Source organism: Paenibacillus sp. FSL H3-0310 (genome assembly GCF_038002785.1).
GTDB lineage: Bacteria > Bacillota > Bacilli > Paenibacillales > Paenibacillaceae > Paenibacillus_AQ > Paenibacillus_AQ odorifer.
In genome coordinates, this window is record NZ_JBBODC010000001.1 from 2678392 (window position 1) to 2700195 (window position 21804).

Genomic DNA, 21804 nt, shown 5'->3' on the forward strand with positions numbered 1-21804 from the left:
GTTAGGCATCTCGTTTACGGTAAAATATAATAGCTGCTGTAATAAAGATCAGTGTCCATAACAGGGAAATACCTGTCCCTTCCATTGGTGTAAGGACATTTATTTCATCGGAGGAAGGCGGCATATACATATAATATCCTGCTGTATCTGGAAAAAAATATTTAGTATTGTGTAGAAAATCTTTCGACAATGGACTGACAATGAAGTAATAGCCAAGCAGTACCACTAAAGCAGGAGTAGTTCGTCTTAATAAAGCACCTATAGCTGCACTGAGAAGTGTGGTTAAAGTTAGATAGCCTGTTGCACCTGCTAATGATTTTATCATTTCGTCTATTTCAATCACTACTGCTGTGTCTTTCATCATGATAAAGGTATATAGTACACCTGATGCAGTAGTAAAAGACGCCGCAGGAATGGTTATAATGGTCAAGGCCAAATACTTCGTGGATAATTGAAACCCTCGCCAAGGTATCGTAGTTAAAGTAGTTCGAATCTGTCCCCCTGTATACTCTGAACAAGTAGCTAAGATGCCAAGAATAATGAACCCTGCTTGTAGATATCCCATAGAAGAAAGTCCTGTATTCAGTATAATTTGCGTTCCTGCTGCCCCTTGTAGATCAACAGAAGTAAAAGCGGCGGATAAACCTAAATTAAGAATGAATGTAACCAAAAGAGTGAGCCCTATCAATGGTAATGTAACTAATTTATCCAGTTCAGCACCCAGGATTTGTGTTATCTTTCTACTAGATGAGACACTCATGCTGCAACGTCCCTCCTATGGAATACAATAGCTGCAACAATGAGAACAACGACTACCCAGGCAAACATGACTAAACCGCCTGTGAAGGGGGTGTGAAACCTGTCGAATAAACTGCCTGTGGACGTGTTGTCCGTAAACATAAACATTTCAGCGCCAGCCCTATCTGGTAAGTAAAACGCCAACTTTGTAACCCTATACAACAGGACACTAAATGATACAACGGATGAATTTATTATGAGCACAGCAAGCGGGAGGATGCCATTCTTAGTTAGAAAAGTAATTCCAAGTGCTAAAAGAGCAGTGAATGTCCAGTAACAAATGGCACCGATAAGTCTGGACCATTCAAATGCAGGGGCATATTCACCAAGAATAAGATGCGTTGCAGACACAGTTGTCATAATAGCAACAATACAAAGCAGTATGCTGATCACAGTCACAGCGCCTGCTTTTGCCAGCAAAAAATGAAGACGGGATGAAACAACAGTTAAACTCGTTGTAATCTGTTGTCCTCCACCAGATTCACTGCTCTCTGTCAAATACTCACTGCTGACAGCAAGCACACCAAGAATAATAACGCCTTGCACACCAAGAGCTAACCCAATATAGCCAACTTCCGATAGCCGCGTGCTAACTCCAGCTATAATCTCCTCTTTTTGTGCTATGCTGTCCAAGGCAGAAATAAGCGCTGGGGCAAACGCTCCAATGAGAAAAGCAAGCCAAATACCCGGTAAGGAGAACAATTTAGATAGTTCCGCGTTGAATGCTCTCATACAACTTCACCCGCATTTTCAGATGTCAGGGCAAAAAAGGCTTCCTCCAGCGTGGAATAGTTACCTATTACTTCTTCCAATGTTCCATCTGCAACGATAGTTCCATGCTTAATAATCACCACATCATCAACCGTCTCTGCAAGCTCTCCCATTAGATGACTGGATAACAACACCGTATTTCCAGACTCAGCACGTTCACGTAAAAATGTCCGAATCCACCGAATTCCTTCTGGGTCGAGCCCATTTACGGGTTCATCTAAAATCAATACTTTTGGATCACCGAGTAGCGCAGCTGCTATTCCAAGTCTCCTCCCCATACCAAGAGAATACTTCCCAACTCTTTTTCCGGCTGCATTAGTAAGACCTACTATTTCCAGAACTTCCTCGACACGTGAGTTAGACAATCCTGCGGCACGGGCAATCCAACGCAAGTGTGCCCGTCCTGTTCGCATACGATGAGCTCCAAATCCATCAAGTGCGGCACCTACTGTGGATACAGGATTATGTAATTCTGCGAATGGCTTTCCATTGATTAGTGCACTCCCTGAGGTAGCACGATCTAATCCAAGCAGGATGCGAAGTGTAGAGCTTTTACCTGCTCCATTTGGACCTAGAAAACCAGTTACTCTGCCAGGTCTAGCTTTAAAACTGATACCTGATAAGATTTTCCCAGTTCCGCGATGTTTGACTAAGTTATTAATTGTAAGCAACCATAACACTTCCTTTCTGTTATGGTTCTAATTATAAAGAAGCAAAGTTACATCTCGGTTATCCTGCTGTTTACTTCTGGTTTAACTTTAGGTTAAGCTCTACCAATAGCCACTGTTGTGCCGTTTTCATTTGATGTAAAGTCAGCTTTAAGCTTCATTTTATTCAACATATAATTTGAAGTCGATAAACCTATCCCCGCCCCACGCTCATAGGAAGAGTTATCCATCCCCGGACCTCTGTCTGCAACAATGATCTGTTCTTTTTCTACATCAACCACAATGTTTACATATTTCCCCTCTGCTGCATGGCGAAGAATATTCTGAAATAAATTATCCAGAACACGTGTCATCCATTTAGGATCTGCATCCCAATAAAAAGTCGCCTCAGTCGGTAAATCAACCTCGATCCGGATTTCTTTTTCTTCAAATACAGGATACCACGCAGCAACAGATGCTCTTACTAAACGTCCAATATCTGTTGAAGTGGGCTCAAAAGGATGTTTTCCTGATGTAAGCAATGTATAGGAAAGTAAATCATCCATTAGATCTCCGACTCTAGTAATCGTATGGTTCATCTCTGATAATGAGTTTTGTCCTTCTAGACTCATTGATTCTTTATTTAATCGGGTGACATGTCCTCTCAAAATGGTAAGCGGCGTTCGTAAGTCGTGAGATAAATTCGCGATGAGTCGATGTCGTAACAATTCCTCTTCATGTTCTCGCTTGCGACTGTCTTCAAGCTGCTGAATCATCCAATTGAAAGAACTTCCTAACTGGTCGATTTCATCCATACGATCACTTTGAACGGATATTGGTTTAGGAAATGAATTATGATTAGCTGAAAATGACATGACTTCCTGTAAGCAGGTGAGACGTTTACGAAGTCTCAAGAAGAAAATCCAAGAGATTACCACAAATGCGACAATAATAAAACCAAACAAAAGAAGTACAACGTAAAAATAATTTAACTTATTCAGCTCTTCTTCATTAAAAGGAGACGCAATGAACGCAGATAAGAAAATAAGTACGATCGGAGGTAAAAAGATAAATAGAAAATGTCCTTTTAGAAAACGACGAAATAGTGATTTAGTCTGTCTCATAGTTTCACCCGATAGCCTATTCCCTTCAACGTTTCAATAATCTCTGGGGAGTCTGGATGGCGTTCCAGCTTTTGACGCAGTCGATGAATATGTACCATTAATGTTTTATCACCTGTGATATAAGCTTCTTCCCAGATGGCTTCATAGATTTGTTCTTTTGGTAAAACTTGATTAGGGTGGCGTAAGAAGTACATCAAAATATGATGTTGTTTCCCTGTCAATATAATTTCTTCTCCTGTGTGTTTGTCAAATACCATTTGGATGTCTGGATCTACTTCAATATAATTCCCTAATGAAATGCGTTCGGAATGTGTTCCGCCCTTTCGACGGATTAATACTTCTAATCTAGCAATTAGTTCATCCGTATGGAATGGTTTCGTTAAATAGTCATCAGCAAATTGTAACCCTTCTACCTTATCATCTATCGATGTTCGGGCAGTTAACAGCAAAATAGGAACAGCAGGAGCTGCCTTTTTTAATCGTTTCCCCACAGTAAATCCGTCTAAACCGGGTAACATGATATCCAAAATAACGATTTCATGCTGATTTACTTCTTTTTCAGCTCCTTCACCAGAAAGCAGCCACTGTACTGAAAATCCTCGTTGTTCCAATTCTTCCTTTACCCAACTGCCGATCTTCTCATTATCTTCAATATATAACACGTTTCTTTTCAAGTAACTTCCCTCTTTCTAAACCGAGTTCACTATTAGACAGATTAACACAATCTAAAGAATTGTTTCCAGTTAAGACAATTTTATTGTTCGTTAATAGAGGACATTCACCGCCAAGTTATCGTCTATGCCGGGCGCACACTAGAAAACCCTCTAACATGGCAGTGCATGTTAGAGGGTTTCGAGCGTAGCTGCTAATTTTAGGAAATACTACTTCATGATACTAATAGATTTCAAAGTATTATCGAAGAATATATTTGCACCAAAATACTCAACAATGAAACGTAATGGGAGCATAGTACGACCGTTTACAAGTTCAGCTGCTACATCCATTCCTGGTGCAAGTTCACCGATCTTAATCGATAAAGTCTGACCTTTCAAGGTGATCATTACGGTTTTCGTTACGTTATCCCAGCTTACGTTTGCTCCTAAGCTCTCGGCAACGAAGCGCAGTGGGACTAACGTTCTGCCTTTAACTACCGTTGAAGCAACGTCCATACTCATTTCTATTCCGTTTAATTTATATCCTGTCTTTCCTAAAATGAATTCCAATTTCACAGGTTCAGGCTTGGCTGTAATGAAGATATAACCTAGTCCTTTTGCCGTGAAAGTAAATTTACCTGTCTCACGCTCATAGTTGCCGCCTAAACGCTCCATGTTACCGTTCAATTGAAGCATAACACCGCATAACATGTTAAGATCGTTTGTCGACAGCTTCTCTTTTGACAGATCGAAGGTTACGGGTATAAGCCCTGTATAATCCGTTACTTCCCGGCCATCCACGAAGATCTTTAATTCATATCCCCGCCCTATAGCTCCGCCTCTTTCTTCTACAGGTATAATGACAACCTTCATCCGCTTTCCTGTATTCAACTGCTTCAACAATTCAGCGGACAATTTAACAGATATGGTGTCATTCGTAACGATTAGCGGTTTGTCGGCATTAATAATCGCACCGATCGTATCGCTTTGAATCTCAAGCTCATCTTTTCCGGCTGACATCGTCAATTCAATGGAATTACCCTTCTTCAGCTGCTCTTTGATTGTAGCATCAATACGCTCCGCTACTGATGACTCTGGCGAAGGAGTCGGCGTACTGCTGTGGCCATTTGAATTGCCGCCATTGTTATTGCCATTATGGCCACCACTGTCATTTGTAGTAATTACAATAGTTAACTCTATCGTATCCATGCCAGCATGATTGGAAGCCGTAATATTGAATTTGTAAGTTCCCGCTTCAGTAGGCACGCCTGAAATAATACCCGTAGCTCCTTCTAAATTCAGCCCAGCAGGTAAATAATTATCACTCACTTTCCAGGTAATCGGTTTGTCGCCGTAAACCGCTAATGTTACCGTATACGGTTGTCCAACGTTGCCGCTTAGCAGATTCTTAGTGATAATCTCCGGAGCTGTATCCACTGGCTTATCTTCTTTAATCTCGATGCTCAATTCTCGCTCATCTCTACCAAAATCATTCGTTGCTGCAACAGTGAATTCGTAATATCCCGCCTCTAGAGGCGTACCCGAGATAACGCCTGTTGCTTCATCTAGGTTCAAATCTACTGGCAAATCTCCTTCCTGGACCTTCCAAGAAATCGGTTCACTGCCATATACCGCTAGTGTTACTGTATACGGTTGTCCAACTTTGCCATTTGGTAAATTCTTAGTGATAACCTCCGGAGCTGTATCAACTGAGACATCTTCAGTGATCACTATATTGAACTGTTTTGTGTCACTGCCAACGTCATTGTTTGCTTGAACTTTGAACGTAAATTGACCCCATTGATCCGGTGTACCAGAGATAACACCTGCATCTTCATCCAAGCTCAATCCTGATGGTAATTGACCCTCTACAACAGCCCATTTGATCGGCTTATCGCCATCAGTGGTAAGAACTGCCGAATAAGGTTGTCCTACCTTGCCATCCGCAAGCGAATTCGTCGTAATCGTTGGTGCCGTACCTGCGTCTTCAGCCCATTTCGCATATAATTCAATATCCCTTGTAACAGGATCAGCATCGAAATTCCAAGCATCGTTTAATCCTTTATCTTGATACCAACCGCCGAAAACAGTTTTATCTTTTGTCGGCGCTGTTGGCTCGGTAATTGTAGCGCCCATGTCAGCGAACTTCACCGCAACTTCGCTGCCCCCATTGGAATCAAAAGTTACCGCATAAGGGTTGTGCGCGCCGATGGAAGGCGTTCTGCCGCTAACTGAATTGCCGAAGAAGTCTGTTCTCTCCGTCATATGAGGCAGAGCATTCGCCCGATCCACATATGGGCTTACAATCTCGGCACCTGCACCATAGGCCAGGTTATTACCATCCGCAAGACGGAACCCGTTCATCGCACTGTAATCAAGCTTGGCATCCACTGTCCCACTGTTGGTAATCCAATGTTCAGGCGCAGATTTATAGTCTTTTAATATAGAATTCAGTTCCTCTTCCGTTACATAGCGGTTGTCTGTTGCTGTTACGCCTGCACCTAGATATCCGCCTCCACCTGCGTTCATACTGCCAAAAAGATTAGCCGGATATACAATGTTGTTCGTAAACCGTCCGGCTGCAAATGGAGCTGATGTTCCCCCGCCTTTAAGACCAACCTGGTTGTTTGCCCCAGTGTAGGCAAATATATTATTTTGGAAATAAATGTGCAAGTTGGAGGCTGTCGGGTCAAATACTAACGAACTGCTATTCTTTAATGGTGTGACGATGACATTGTTATAGTATAAGCCACTTAATTCCTCGCTCGTTGAAGAACCTCCTGCAAGCAATATTAGACTGTTAAAGCTCTTGTTAAAATCGGGGCTGCGGCCGTCGTTCACGCTAATATTATAGCGAACGATATTGCCCTTGGCAGCATTCATCTGTAAGTACCAACCACCATAGTTATTTCGGCTGTAATTGTATTCATACACATTGTCCTGACAATAGTTGTCAATGTCCCAAGCCATACCGTCATTACTTGCATGATAAGGGTTATCCACAGCTTCATTATAGCGGAAGATGGTGCCTTTACTTGCCATAATCCACGCAGCCGCATAGTTTTGCGAACCTAGATATGTTGGTGCTGTATTATTTGGCCCCCAGTTCGTAACCAGATTGCCGCTCTTATCGCTTAAATAGCTATAACCGTTGTCTGTGACCACATTTCGTTCCACAAGGGAGTTGTTCCCGCCGGACATGACAATGCCATCTCCAACCGAACTAGAAATCCAGTTGTTTCTAAACACAGCGTTGGATGCCCAAGGATAGCTAGAATTACTCCAAGTAATGCCTGTGTTATTAGTCCCTGGATTGCTTGGCCCGTAGGCATTATTGCGAATACCTTCGTTATCACAACGAAGGGTTTTGTTGCCTTCAACCAATATATCCACATAACCATTAATAATGATGCCGCCGGATACCTTACTTGCTCCATTTGCTTGGTGCAGCCCATTAACATCATGAACATAGTTATCTCGAATGACGATTCCTTGCATACGAGCATCAGCATAATCTTGAATATTAAACTGACCTTGTCCCAGCTTCGAAATCCTTGACATTACAGCGATACCGGAGCGGCCGTCACCTGCCGCATTGCCGATGTTCGTTACTTCAATTCCACTGACTACCCAATAGTTTACGTCATATAACTCAATGGTACCGTTTAAGGATATGCCTGATGGGCTCGACGCTGTTCCTCCACCATTAATTACCGGGCGTTGGTTAGGGTCGGTCGTATTATATTTTGTAAGCGTAATCGGATTTCCTTCCTCACCATTGCCGCGCAGTCTGATTTGTTCGTTCCATACGCTATTCGCATCCAGATAAATAGTTGAACCTGGAATAAATACATATTCATTAATCTTGGAGATTGATTTCCATGCCGTAGCTGGTGTGCGTCCATCTGCATGATCGTCACCGTTATTGGAGAGATAATAATCACGGACTTCAAGGGGTACAATGTTCAACTCGAAGGTGATTTCGGCAGGATACAGATCAAGTCTAACGGTATATTTTCCCGGCACGATATTATTTCTTGTGAATGATTCTTTGTTAATCTTCAATACATTACCGCTAACCGTATAATCCACATCCCGCAGCAGAGTTACAGCGCCGATCTTCACTCCAGCCAGATCCGTTAAATCAGGATTTACGGTGATATTATAGTCATCCAGACCAATAACATATGTGCTGTCTTCCAAGTGACTATACTCTTTAGGCAAGAGCTTTAGCGTAATAGAAGCTGTTCCGGTTTGGGCTGCTATTCCACTATCGATAACATATACGTCATCGATAAAATGCCTGTTCTGTATATCCTTAACCGTTCCAGGCTTGTTGCCCCAGTTCGTAGCAAGCTGCAATGCATCGATCTTGGAAATATTGTTCTTAACTGGAGTATCAAAATTTCCGCCAGCTGTTGTTTGCCTTTGAATGTCTTGTCCATCGATTTTATAGGTTGTTCCTGTTGATGTAACGAACCATTGAAATTTATGCCAACCTTCGCTTCGCTGGACATCTACAGGATAGAATCTCCCGGATGAACCAGGCCTGACTGCGTAATTGGTCAGATTTTCCGCCCAGTCACCATCTCCATTGCCATAATTTATTGCGATATGTTCATTGGACGATGGGGTTAAGCCAAAGACAGCGTGGTCATTGGAAGCCGCTCTGCCATCATCATAGTACCAAGCAGTAACGATTGTTGTCTTACCGGTTGCAGGGGCATAATTATAGGTACCTGGAACAGTCGCCACCTGACCGGCGCCGCTTGATGTCGCGGCCTTTCCTCCGGTACGGGACATCACATCGCTGTGAACATATCCGTTCGCACCATTTGAAAATTTCTTCTCCCCTTCAAATCCATCGTAAAACTTAGTGTCAGCCTTATTGAAGTAATCAACGCTCACATGTACAGTAACTTCTTCGTTCCCTGTCGGAATATAACCTTTCTTAACCGTCACGAATCCGGCATCATCAACTTCAATCTTATCCTTGTCTTGATCCGCCGGACTGAAGCTGATGTTATCAGCAACGAACACATCAGCTGTGTCAACCATTAACCGCGTTCTATCTCCTGCCCGTAATGTATCGTTCTGGCGAATTAGCGCAATGTTCGCTGAATATTGTGCACTCTCCCCTGACTCATCAGAGTCTAAGAATCGTGACGTTGCGTTGCCGTTTGCTTTTATTTTAAATGTATCATTTAAAGTCGGGGACAAAGCCGCATCATTGCTTGTTGCTGCAATCGGGCTTCCATTAACCACTCCATTACTGAAGAGTTGAACCGAATAGGCAGATGCGTTAGCGACGCGATCCCATGTAGCGTATGTGCCGTTCCATCTGGCATTTGCCGGTGTAGGCAATTTCTCGATTTTCAATATTCCGGATGCTGCAACTTCTTCACTGATATCTCCCGCATTATTTATGACAATAGCTGTAACAGTGTAGTTGCCCACTCCGAGTGCCCTTGCATAGGGCAGAACATGATGCCTTTCATGATTGTTAGGCTGGTCGGGTCCCCCATTTTTCGATAAATAATAACCAACAGGTCCACCGTCTTTGAACAGTGTTACAAGGGTATCCCCGTAATTGGAAGCGCCATTATAAATACCCGTATCCGAGTCAAGCGTTGGATTAATTGGTGCATTCACCTGCGTATTGGTGGTTATCAACAACGGTACAGCATGGGATTTCACTACAACTCCCTCTGCCGAGGAAACTTCGCAATAATAAAAATTGCCTTGTTGTGAAGCTGCGTCCACATTGGAAAGTGTTAATACTGCCTTATCAGCTCCGCTGACTTTTGTCCCGCTCAAGCCAGTCTCATCATCAGATACATACCATTGATAAGCAGTAGCAGCGGCTGATGCCGTAATGCTAAATGTTGCTGTCTCACCTTGTTTCACTTCTGCAGCTGTTGGCTGAGTGCTTATTTCTAAATTTGGCAATCCGCCGGGAGGCACCAAATTCACTGTTAATGTTCTGGTTCCTGTTGTTGTAGCCACATCTTTTACAACATAAAAATCGTCAATTAGATGTTTATTTTTAATATAAGCTTTGTTCCCTGTCTGGCTATTCCATCCTCCCGCTATTTTAGGCTGAATGGTTGTACCGCTCTTCATAGCTCTGTAAATATCACTTTGCGCTGAATCGGATATTAATGTTCCGTCTATTTGTAACGTCGCACCATTTGGTGTAATAAGCCACTCGAATTTATGCCAGCCTGTGGAACGTAAAGCCCCGCTATCTTTCCAACGGTTGCCTGCTGTACCCGCTGATGATGGTGCATAAGCCCAAGTATATTTCGTTGGGTTATGAATAACATCTGCCTCTGAACTTTGATAGAATGTCCCGGCAAAGGTGGCATTTTTACCATCTACAATAGCAAATTGCGTTCTATCCGTCGCAGTCTTCTCCTCATTAGGATACGGGTCAAAATACCATGCCGTCATCTTATAATTGCTGCCAGCCGGCAATGCCACATCTTGAGCTACCTTTTCATTATTCGTATCATCCGAAGGTGTAATCGCTTTCAATCCAGAACGGGACTGTGCATCGGACAGCGTGAATGACGAGCCTAATTTGCTCATAGATGTCATCGGACCATTGTTGTTCTCGAAGTCCTCCATGAATAACACTTCTGAGTCAGGGTAATAACCCGCCCTGGCCGTGATTGTCACCGGGACGCCCGGAGCATCTGGCGACGCAAATGTATAACCGTTAGATAAAGTAATGTTCCCCTGATTATTAACAGTTAAAAGTTGCGAATTGCTGGAATCATAACTTACCTCGTCAATAACCGGTCCTTTAACCAGACTGCTTAAAGGTGAACCTTTATACGTAAGATTTACCCTACCTGTTTGACCTGCCGCTTGTGTCAATTCTAGTACAACGGAGTCAAAAGATTCACTCCCTCCCGCAGCTGACACTTCGGATGAAGGTGCCAAGCCGAACAGACCAGGGAATGCCAACGTTGTAGCCGTAACTATCGACAAAGCTTTTTGCATCCATTTCCATCGTATCATTCCAAAATTTCCTCCCTTTGAAATTAATAAATTTATACTTTATAAAAAATCTGTATCTATGGAAGTCTCAATAGACATAGATTTTTATAAACTTAAAAACTAACTATTCTAGTTCACTACAAACTCACTGAATCGATTACCGTTATACACGATCTTCAATTCATTCGTATTTGCAATTAACGCTCGCAAGTCAAACTCCGCCGATCCGTATAGAATGGAATCTTTCACTTCTTCCAGTTTAAGCTTGATGATTTCCGGTTTTGTGGTTAATGTAGCAACGACATCCTCACCCATATATTTACCGATTACTGTCTCACCTACAGAAGCAGCAGCTAAAGACTCCCAGAACTTAAGAGACTCGGTATCTTCTTTGGATATATCTAAACGATTTAGCACTTTCTCTTCTTTGACTTGTCCCGCTGTCGCTAACGCAGCCGTTAATTTATCAGCTACACGAATATAATCCGCACTTTTTGATGCATACTCAACTTGTAACTGGGCGTCGCTCATTTTCGTTTTCTTTACCTGGGTTTCTATCAAATCCGGCCAACGGGCGCCACTTAAATATTGCATGTATTGATATAAATCAAACTGAGGCAACCCATAGTAAGTCTCTCCTGAATCATCCATCTTAGCTCGCTTAACATTTTCTTCTTGCATGTCGGATTTAAGCTCATCAAAGCTTTGGTAAGGGGCGATTCCTCGCTTGTCTGCAATAAATTGCTCCTGCTTGGACATTAGTAATGCTGTCATCGCAGAATTTTTGGCGTATTCAGAGGGGGTTTCATGATTTTTGCCGTATTGACGTGTCCAGAAGCTCTCATCTACTTGGGCCCCATAAGTTCTGAAGAAATAGTCTACCGTTATAGCTCTCTGCTCTTTGACAAAAGATTGAAATTCTTCCTCTGTTACGGCGTATCCATCTACTGTAAATATCCAATTTTCAGGCAGTTCCGCCTTTTTGTTAGTTAAGCCCAACATGAGTAAAGCAAGAACAATCAGAGCGGTAAACAAGATAATCACTGTTGGTTTTCGTCTTGTAATCCCCATGACAGCCTCCTCTCCAATATTCAACCTAGCTTTGCATGAAAGCCATGATAGTGAAATTCTTCGCCGTTGCAGGAGAAGTTCCCAAATTTAAATGGTTAGACATTATTGTAAGTTTAGCCACCCCCTAATGTAAGCGCTTATTTAGACTGAATTAGAACAAATTTGACATGTTCAAATTACCACGTTTGGTTGAAAACGCCCTGCTAATCTAGCATGAGCAGTATTATGTAGATATCACCCAGTTGAGAGCCTTGAAAGAATAGCTTTTTGTATAGCTCTATACTAAATTCCAGGAAATAAAAAAGCCGAATGGATTGTTCTCATCCACTCAGCTCATAAGTTTATTTTACAATAATCTGTATCGTATCACTTTCCGTTGTTCCACTTCCATTCATAAACTCACCGCGATAGTGATAGATGCCAGGAGATTTCCCTGAAATTTGTGTAGTGGCCGATTGAGCACTTGGTGTTTGTGAAGATAAAGATTGCGTTTCAATAAGTTCGCCATTTTCATATAATCGATACTGTGTTGCGTTCGTGCCCCACCACATATTAGCAGTAATGTTATAGTCCCCATCTTGATCCCAGTTGTCACTAGACAAAACAGGTTTGCCGGGCTTCGCATCAGTCACGGTGACGGTGTGTGGATCACATGAAGTCGTTCCATACAAATTCGATAACTCACATGTATACACATAGGTTCCATTCGGCTTTCCTTGAATAGGAATAATGGAAGTCTGGGCGGCTGGCGAAACATCGGCCAATGACTTCGTTTGGATCAATTGACCATTCTCGTATAACTTATACAGTGAGCCATTGTTTCCCCACCACATATTCATTGTAACCTCATAATTGCCATCATTTATACCTGTCGCAACACCGCTATTATTCGAAAGTATCGGTTTACCTGGCACCCCATTTGCAAGCAATTCCGGGCTAACGGAATGCCGTTCGAACTTGACTGCATCAGCCCTCGTATAAATCATATCGGCAGGTAGAGTTGGCGGATCTACCGTTGTCGGAGTAACCCTGGTTAGACGAACGTACTCGCTGCCGTCTCCAGTAAAGTCGAACGTTCCTAGATTAACCCAACCTGATGAGCCGACGGTTGCATCAATATACGTAACCTCGGTAACCGACTGATGCTTCACTTCCACTTTGACATAGTTATCGTTTGCCGTCGTATGGACGAGCTTGTAAATGGAGACCGTATATTTCCCCTCTGGGAACTGGCCTTTCCACGTCGCTGATGAACCTTGAACGGTAGAATAACGGGACTTAACCCCAATTTTGTATCCAGCTAAATTGCTTTGGCTCCAAGATCCTTCTGTCGTGTATAACCCAGTCGTATTCGTGCTGTCGACAATAACCGTTAAGTCCCTGATCGCAATTGTCATAGAAGGTGTTGTTAAGGTCACCCCGTCAATCGTTACAGTGGCCCATACCTCAATATGATCCGTTTCTCCGTCGAGACTTAGAAGGGTCAACATACCGCTACTGTCCACTTCAGCCAGATCGGTTCGATCAACGAAATACTGCACATTTGCCTGTGATAGATCACCAATCAGACCGTTATCCAAATAGCCGGTTACGCTTAGTTGTGCGGTTTGAGTCATTTGCAGTTCACCCCGATCCGACAGGATCACCACAGACTCCAATTGCGGCATACTGTTTGGATCCACCCACATCATCGCATCGGCAACTACCCGTGACTTGTTGGCCTTATTGGTTAATTCGACATATCCGCTATCGCCTGCTGCAAAAGGATAATCTCCCAGGTGCACCCAAGTCCCATTGGCCGTTGTCTCATCAACGGTAACCGTCTCGGAGCCTCCACTATAATAAACGGTAAATGAGGCATTCGTTGCCCAATTTTCACTTGTAGCGGTTATTTGCGGAAGCTTGTAATACACACTGTAAGTAACACTTTCCGGCAGCTCAGGCCGCCATTTAATTCTGCTTGTCGCCGTGCCGGCAGTCGATTTGGCGTACACATAGTTATCATAGTAATAGTCGTTAGCCGTTGTATCCCGTATCCAGACGCCTTCTGTCTCTGCCTCCGTATTATCCACAATGATCGATGAACTCTCCTGCCAATCCGGTTGAACTGGAGTTTCTTGTACTTGATCAGGCAAATAGAGTGTCCGCTTGCGGGTCTGTTTCCCATCCGATTCCACATAATAAGTGAAGGTTTGGGATAAATCGTTTACCCGTATCGACCATTCCATCGGATAGATCGTATCTGGAATGGTTGTATACGTTACTCCGCCATCCAAGGAATAATGGATCGTCGCTGGTTTTGTCGTTTTTGCCTGCACATAAGCATCATAGGCCGTTTCGTCGGGCTTGACGATCAGCATACCTTTAACCGCATCTATTGGACTGTGGATATCGAAGAAATAGCTTGCATCCGATGTATCAGCAGTTCTGACCTGGTGCAGCGGCACATCAATGTTGAGTCCTTCTACAATGATAGCGGTTATTCCCTTGCTTGAAACCGTGGCTTGAATGATTCCGCCACTCATAACCGCTTGCTCTGGTATGCCATTGTCGCGGATGATGGTTACGGTATAATCTTGTGCCGGGTTGAACCCAATGATTTGCGCATTCAATTCGATCGGAGTCTGGACTTCAGCTGACGATTCGTTACTTAACCCGATGTAGAATTTATTCCCGCTCTCTCCCGTTATCCAGTTCAATTGAGGATGGTTGGTCTTGATAATCCCCTTGGGCATCCAGAGCCAAACGTCGGAATTACCGTAAAAATTCCCTGGTTTATTTCCATAGAGGTGATATTTGAACCATAAAAAATTAGTTTCAAAAACAGAAGGAAATGTAATACTACCATTTGATTTCAACGTTTGTTCGCTGATCAAATAATCCATCGTTTGCCCGAGCTGTCCCGGGATATGGTGATAATAGATGGATGTAGCCCCGCTTGGGCCTTCCAGAGGAAACTCTGGCTCAAGTTGGCTAACGGCGAAGCCCTTATAGTAATAACCTGGATAACTAGAATATCGTCCAATAACTGCATTATGAGCAATATCCTGCAGCAGTTTATCACCTGTATAGAGCGACAATCTCAGCATGAATGGAGCTTCCTGAGCATTCATCCGATAATAGCCAGTTGTACTTCCCGCTTCAAACGTCAATCCATTGGGAGAAACAAGCCAACTATCCGCTTGTACGCCTCCGGCTACATCTTCTGGGAGCTTGATCCGAGGATATTGATATTTACCACTTTCCGGCCAATGGAACGACTCCGCGTAATTATACGTCTCAGGCTGCGGAATCGTAACTCTACCTTCAGGAACCGGACGAGCAACAAACATCGTTGCATACCGTTTGGCTTCCTTATAAGCTGCATTCAAGTATTTGGGATCCTGAGTTTCCTCGTAAAGCTCCAAGATCTCCATCCACAGCTTGCTATAATAATAAATGAACTCATTTTTACTCACATTGACGGATGCAGGCGTATCAATATGCTGCATGATATAGCTGTCGGCTGCATCCTTGGCAGCCTGTAAATACTGCGTATCTCCCGTCATACGATACATCATCAGGGGTTGAATGACAGGACCACGGTCTTTCTGGTCAGGATCACGCACGAGGTATTCTTCCTGTGCCAGTGCTCCAATTCCTGCCGAAGTACCCATCATCTGATTGAGAGCGGTTACGCTTGAAAAATCAAACGGCAAGGTTGCCATTTTCCATAACGACGGCACACCGTATACTGGCTTTTGCGTAGGCGACCAGCCTATACCATTTCGCGATAAGCCATACTGGACGGACGGCAATGCTCTCGTATCGTAGAGCTGGTCATCCCCAGTCAAATAGTAAGCCCCCAAAAGAACTGCATTCGAGCTTGTTCGAACGCTATCCTCGTTTTCGATGTCAATAAAGCCCTTGGCACGGCTCCACCACCCGCTGGGTGACGGGACATAATCAACAGAGTCATCCCCTTGCGGCTCTATCTTAAGTAAATCGATCATATTGAACATCGCGTCAGTAAGCGACTGATCTGATACATTTTCCCGGTAAGCAGAATAACCGTACTCTTTGCGAAGAATATCCGCGTAGGACTCATACAATTTGCTTTTTTGAGTGATTAGTCCCATATGAAATTGATAAGTGCTTTCTGCGTTCATTTGAGAATAGGTCCCTAATTGAGGAGCGTACAAGATTGGCTGCACGCTGCCTTCGTTGTTGACAAGGCTCATGCCAAGCCTTTGCTTCGTAACGCCTCCCGTCGGTTCAAATTCAACCGGAAGCTCATCCGACGGTACAAATACCCCATATGTCAATGGATTCCCCGAACCGTCATTCTTCTCAATTAGACTCATCGGAGCGCTTAGTTCCCTTAAGCTTGTTGATTCCACTGAACCTACCATTTTGGCGTGTGATCTGAAACCATTTAACACTTCATTGACGTCTGAGATTTGCTCTGTTGTGAAGGACTGATAACCGATTACATAATTGCCATCCTTGCGAGGTGTAAAGGCGAAGGAAACATCAGGTTTGTCCCCTGACATAGACCAGTTCACTTGTAAATCGTAATCGCTTTCATGTGAAGAATCGGTTAATATCGCCGTGTGGCTGTCTGGGAAATTGATCTCGTCGAATGTAATCCAGCGTTTGTTCATCGTATCGTAATAATTGGTTCGACTCCCCGCATTCCCATCCAATAAGACCCATTGTTCTTCAAGTCTTTCCGCCACATTATTAACAGGCATCCAGTTCCCCGTATCCGTATCCTTGTAGAACATATCACGAACGATGGTTTTGCCTTCATCCCAAGCAGCTTCATAAAAGGTAGCCTTATAGCTGGCATTCTCGATGCTGCCTTTTTCCGTGTAACTGAGATTCGCCAATGTACGGCTGCGCAGCGGAGGCAACGGCGGAGCTTGCTGCCGTATATTCCCTTCAAATTTGACCGCATCGGCCCGCGTAATGATTTTTCCGGTCGTAGGTTGTGTTCGAGTCAGTCTGACAAATTCGCTATCATCACCACTGAAATAATAGGACCCCAAATCAACCCATCCGGCCGATGGCCCCGACGAGGGTCTCAGATCCATAAACATGACATCCGTAATCCCATTGTGAACAATTTCGATTTTAACATTACTGTCTGCTTTATCCGCCCAATCAAGCTTGTTGAATGAAATTTTCGCCGTCCCTGCTTCTAATCGCGGATTCCATGTGATGCTTCTTCCTACTGCATCGGTAAATTTGGAACTAGAATTATTAAATCCCTTCACTCCAGTACTTGTAGTCCAATCAGGAGCGGAGAACCCGTTATTTGCGTTATCTACATCAGTGGTGACGACATCATCAATCGTGAGGCTTCCATCATCAATGATGATCGTCTTATGAGGCTCTTTTTGCTGAATATTCCCTTCGAACTTGACCGCATCTGCACGAGTAAGTATCGTGCTGGTTGTGCTGGTAGACCGAGTTAATCTAACGAATTCGTTACCAACTCCGGAAAAATAGTACTCTCCCAAATCAACCCATCCCACAGAAGCGCCAAATGAAGGTCTCAAATCCATAAAGAGAACATCCGTCGTTCCATTGTGGACGATTTCAATTTTTACATTGCTATCCGCTTTATCTTCCCAGTTAAGCTTGTATAACGAAATTCTCGCCGTTCCTGCTTCCAATCGTGGATTCCATGATATCGTTCTGCCTGCTGTACTCGTATATTTGGAGCTGGAGTTATCATACCCCTTCACCCCTGTACTTGTGGTCCAATTTGGAGCCGAATATCCGTTGTTCTCGTTACCCACATCAGGTGTCACAACATCATTGATCGTGATGCTCCCGTCATCGATGATAATCGTCTTATACGGTAAGGTCTCTGCATAAGCGGTCCTTATTCCGTCTAGGCTGAAAGGAACTAATATCGTCACGATGAAAACGATTAAGAAAAACAGCTTCCTTTTTATCATACAACTCACAGCCTCCCTTAAGTTGATAACGCTTACAAATTAATAAAACCCTCCTTTGTTCGAAGATCATAAAGAAGCAATCAGCCGTATTCTTCTGGCTAATCCCGCTCCGTCGTTTTTATCATAGCATGTCACATAACTGTGAAATTTCTTTGATTTCAAGAATTTCTTATAAGATTTTAAGCAAGAAGAAACGACATTGTCTTCCTTTAAAAAAGAGACCTACATCATAACTGGCCGCTCAACTGCAGTCAGTATGATATAGGTCTTTCAATTGGTGAAAACCTTATGATTAATTATAATGGCGGCTGCACCAATAACAACTTCCCAAGCTGGATCACCGTTTGATCATACCAATCTGGATGCTGCCGAACATGCTCAATACTTCGTTCATTGCCGCATGCCTCAAATACAGCCGCTTTGTCTGTCTTTTCGGTATCGACTTCGAAGCGCACCGTATGTTTCCCATTAGGGAGCTCCGGCAAGAATACATACTGATTACGATTATGATCGTTGTGTAGTGTGAATCGATCGACAATAAAGGGTTCCCCACCATCCACCGACACCTTCAATCTGCCAGAATCAGGCCCCCCGATATCGAATAACCCGATATGGGTTCCTTCGAACTGCACCGTAATAGCCTCTCCAGGATCGACTGCTCGCCACAGGCCGGGGAACAACCAATTGTACTCGCGTACTAAAGCACAATCATCGGGAGTCATGTAAGACCATCCTGCGGAAAAATCGGTAAGACTATCCAATGGCAGCATGCTCGCATATTCCCAAGGATTAGCCGGGACCAACGGATTCTGAGGTAAGTGATGTACTGACCTTCCTGGATGATCCTGAAGTTCTCTAATTTTCTCAAATGACCGGGTGATCGTATCCGTGTAAATCTGATGTCCTTCGGGAATAGTCGGATGGATCGAATCATGTGTAAAAACAACGGCTCCGGAAATGGACACGTCTTCCCTTGAGGTGAAAACGAGTTTTCCCTCCGACACCAAGTGACTGACCGCTACGCCCAGATGAATCGAAGGAATACCGTAATAGTCGGCCACTTCCTCTTGCATTAGAGCCCCCTTCTGGTATTCTCCAGACTGAAATAAGGCCACATCCCGCTCCTTCAGCGTATAAACGAACAGGATATCAGTAAACCGGCTCCGCTTGCGGATCTGACGGACAATCCCTTCGATCCGCGCCTTGGATTCGGGATCTCCGCCATCATTACCGACAAATTCAACAAATACTAGATCAGGTCGATGACGCAGTACATCTGTCTCCAAACGGGCACAGCCCAAATCCGATCCTGTCCCATCAATGCCTGCATTCACAGAGCGGATATCCGCCTTAGGATATTGCTTACGAAGCCAATCCGCCGTCATAACCCTGTAGCCTTCAGAACGTGTATTACTGCCGCCGAAATAGACGATTGTTACGGTATCCCCATTTTCCAATTTTTGAATTATATTGGGGAGCCCTTTACGAGGGAATAATTCCTTCATCATGACTTCACCTGTCCTCATTTATCGATTTTAGGAGCAAACAATTTCACAGCAAACACTTCAAAATAAGGCGAACCATAAGTTGCGCCGAAATTAATCCGGATTCGGGTTACACCATTCGCATCTATCTTATGTTTATTCAACGTGAGATAATTTCCACGAGTTATGATTGTCCTCTCGGTTCCGTCTTCTAAGGTCAAGGTCATATCATAATCTTGGATAAGGGACTCAATCGGGTCGTTGAAATGCTCCAAATCCAGCTGCGAATTAAAAACAAGATGGATTTCGTCCAGATTTTTGGGGCTTGCAAAACAGAATTCCAACCATTCCTGTCCTTCCGAATGTTCAGAAATCCAGCCATTCGGTTGGCCATAAGGTCTGGAGTAGCCATTGACAACATTCTCAGGACTATACATATTCTGAGCTGGCACCAGGTCCTTAAAGCAAATGCTTTTATTGAATTTCTTCAGCCTGGACGGCTCTTCCGGCCTATAGTGGAAGCTGGCCGCTCCTGTCAATTTCTCTTCATTACCGTATATGGCAAGGCTCGCCGTGCCCTCCAATATGATGTAGATTTTGTCGTCAGCCGGTTTCTTGCAGTCCAAGTCTAGCGTAATCCAGTCGTCATGACCGGCTGTAATAACCAAGTGGTAGTCTCTCAACTCGCTGGTTGGAATGTAGTTTTCCTTTCGTTCCCCGCCAAAAAGCTTCACATGTAGAGTTTCCGAATGCTTGGAGCTATTTTTAATTTTGAACCGTACGCTTTCAGCCACGGATGTCTGAATCGGCAAGACCAAACATAACCCTTTCTCCAAGGAAATCTCTTCGGTTGGATGAAGATTGTCATAGCTGCGCTGAGACGAGGCACGAATAGTTAATCCGTCAGCGAAGTAAGGATCCAATTCCTCTTGAAGGCCTACAATGGTTTGTCCGTCTCGAAGCAATAGCGCCTGCAGCTCCCCCATATGAGCTTCGACTATAGCAGCAGGGTCTACCTCATATTTCGAGCACAACGAAGCAGCTGTTCCAACCGCCTGCCCCATACAACCGCAGGTTGCCATAACCCTTGTAGATCCGAAAGCCACATGGGTAGCACTTATATTGCGACCAGCGAACATGAGATTAGGAATATTTCGTGAATATAAACTGCGGAAAGGGATATTGTACAATCCAGGCACGAAATTCCAAGCTGTAGCCGGCCCCTCATCGTAGATGCCCTTATTAGCATGTAAATCCATATACCATCCACCGACCGATACAGCATCTTCGAAATGCGGCTTTGCTGTGAGATCGTTCTGAGACAACATGTGATCCCCAATAAACCGCCTCGACTCCCGCTTTCCCGGGATCGGGCATACATAATCCAAAATGAGATTGTCTACATCATCAAATTCACCGCTATTTTTGAGATAATCCCAAATCCCGTATACCAATTTCCGCAGCTCCAACGCGATGTCTTCATTATTTTTGATAATATCCATATGTCCGCCGTATTCCAGCCACCACAATCCGCCAAGCCCGTTGATTTTTCTTGGAAAAGCCCGATGGTTTAAGCCTTTTCTGATACTATCGAAAAAGGCCAACTTCGTAATATCATACGCAAAGCCAGGTCTTTTGTATGGAACGGAATATCCTACGTCACGGGCTTGAAACAGGATCGTATCGCCCATGGTGTAATGGTCCGCCACTTCAGGAGCCAATTCTTCCTTGTATTCATGTTTCGCTTCTCTCCCCCATCGGAAGAGAGCACCTGCCTGATATCCGACAACTCCATCTCCAGAGCAATCGATATAGGTTCGGCTTTCAAAACGGAATTTCCTTTCGGAAGCCAATTGAAGGCCTTCCACCCATTTAATTCTGCCGTTCTCCATGCCCGTCTCATGCACGCATGTATTCAGAAATAGAGAAATGTTAGGCTCAGCATAGACCATATCCAACAAGACCGTATCCGAAAGCGAAAGCATCAGCTTCTTGTTGTATAACGGATTATAGTGGAAAATCTTCAACTTGAGTTCTTCCACCAACCCTCCTTCGCGTGCATAATAGGATGGACTGTTTCCGAGATATGCCGACCCGTTGATATGAACCCTGACCTCGCTGCTCGCATTTCCCCCAAGAACCGGTCGATCATTAATTAGTGACACTTGCAGCCCTTGGCGTGCGGCAGCAATGGCAGCACATATCCCAGCAATACCTCCGCCGACGACGGTTACATCTGCTTTAATAAGCTCCATTTTGATAACCTCCATGATTAGATCCTTCTATCATGGTAATCCTTTTGC

10 protein-coding genes are annotated in these 21804 nt (G+C 43.9%); all 10 read right to left on the reverse strand.

Features of this window, described 5'->3' with window-relative positions:
* Window position 1 precedes the first annotated feature (1 nt).
* Window positions 2-760 carry an ABC transporter permease gene (locus MHH63_RS12210; RefSeq protein WP_076190264.1) on the reverse strand — a complete coding sequence of 253 codons (759 nt, stop codon included), beginning with the start codon at window positions 758-760 and terminating at the stop codon, window positions 2-4.
* Window positions 757-1530, reverse strand: coding sequence for an ABC transporter permease (locus MHH63_RS12215; RefSeq protein WP_341171582.1), 774 nt, complete (start codon window positions 1528-1530; stop codon window positions 757-759). The genes MHH63_RS12210 and MHH63_RS12215 overlap by 4 nt, the downstream gene beginning before the upstream one ends.
* Window positions 1527-2240 carry an ABC transporter ATP-binding protein gene (locus tag MHH63_RS12220; protein WP_341171583.1) on the reverse strand — a complete coding sequence of 238 codons (714 nt, stop codon included), beginning with the start codon at window positions 2238-2240 and terminating at the stop codon, window positions 1527-1529. Before MHH63_RS12220 ends, MHH63_RS12215 begins: the two co-directional genes overlap by 4 nt.
* Window positions 2241-2332: 92 nt before the next feature.
* Complete coding sequence (locus MHH63_RS12225; RefSeq protein ID WP_341171584.1) at window positions 2333-3340, reverse strand: sensor histidine kinase; 1008 nt, start codon at window positions 3338-3340, stop codon at window positions 2333-2335.
* Entirely contained in the window at window positions 3337-4014 is a 678-nt protein-coding gene (locus MHH63_RS12230) for a response regulator transcription factor (protein WP_076126558.1), read from the reverse strand. Before MHH63_RS12230 ends, MHH63_RS12225 begins: the two co-directional genes overlap by 4 nt.
* A gap of 207 nt (window positions 4015-4221) precedes the next feature.
* Window positions 4222-11019, reverse strand: a complete 6798-nt coding sequence (locus MHH63_RS12235; RefSeq protein WP_341171585.1) for a putative Ig domain-containing protein — start codon at window positions 11017-11019, stop codon at window positions 4222-4224.
* A 108-nt stretch (window positions 11020-11127) separates the two neighbouring features.
* Window positions 11128-12069: a hypothetical protein gene (locus MHH63_RS12240; protein WP_076184887.1), complete on the reverse strand. Its 942-nt coding sequence runs from the start codon at window positions 12067-12069 to the stop codon at window positions 11128-11130.
* Between the two features lie 341 nt (window positions 12070-12410).
* Window positions 12411-18017 (reverse strand): golvesin C-terminal-like domain-containing protein, encoded by a 5607-nt coding sequence (locus MHH63_RS12245; RefSeq protein ID WP_341171586.1) that lies wholly within the window; start codon window positions 18015-18017, stop codon window positions 12411-12413.
* 296 nt (window positions 18018-18313) lie between these two features.
* A complete protein-coding gene (locus tag MHH63_RS12250) occupies window positions 18314-19525 on the reverse strand; it encodes a GDSL-type esterase/lipase family protein (RefSeq protein WP_341171587.1) in 1212 nt (403 codons plus the stop codon).
* 14 nt (window positions 19526-19539) lie between these two features.
* A complete protein-coding gene (locus MHH63_RS12255) occupies window positions 19540-21771 on the reverse strand; it encodes an FAD-dependent oxidoreductase (RefSeq protein ID WP_341171588.1) in 2232 nt (743 codons plus the stop codon).
* Window positions 21772-21804: the final 33 nt, after the last annotated feature.

Excerpts from the sequence above, each read along its gene's own strand:
- MHH63_RS12210 (WP_076190264.1), bottom strand. The coding sequence starts at position 760 with ATGAGTGTCTCATCTAGTAGAAAGATAACACAAATCCTGGGTGCTGAA.
- MHH63_RS12215 (WP_341171582.1), bottom strand. The coding sequence starts at position 1,530 with ATGAGAGCATTCAACGCGGAACTATCTAAATTGTTCTCCTTACCGGGT.
- MHH63_RS12225 (WP_341171584.1), bottom strand. The coding sequence starts at position 3,340 with ATGAGACAGACTAAATCACTATTTCGTCGTTTTCTAAAAGGACATTTT.
- MHH63_RS12235 (WP_341171585.1), bottom strand. The coding sequence starts at position 11,019 with ATGATACGATGGAAATGGATGCAAAAAGCTTTGTCGATAGTTACGGCT.
- MHH63_RS12240 (WP_076184887.1), bottom strand. The coding sequence starts at position 12,069 with ATGGGGATTACAAGACGAAAACCAACAGTGATTATCTTGTTTACCGCT.
- MHH63_RS12245 (WP_341171586.1), bottom strand. The coding sequence starts at position 18,017 with ATGATAAAAAGGAAGCTGTTTTTCTTAATCGTTTTCATCGTGACGATA.
- MHH63_RS12250 (WP_341171587.1), bottom strand. The coding sequence starts at position 19,525 with ATGATGAAGGAATTATTCCCTCGTAAAGGGCTCCCCAATATAATTCAA.
- MHH63_RS12255 (WP_341171588.1), bottom strand. The coding sequence starts at position 21,771 with ATGGAGGTTATCAAAATGGAGCTTATTAAAGCAGATGTAACCGTCGTC.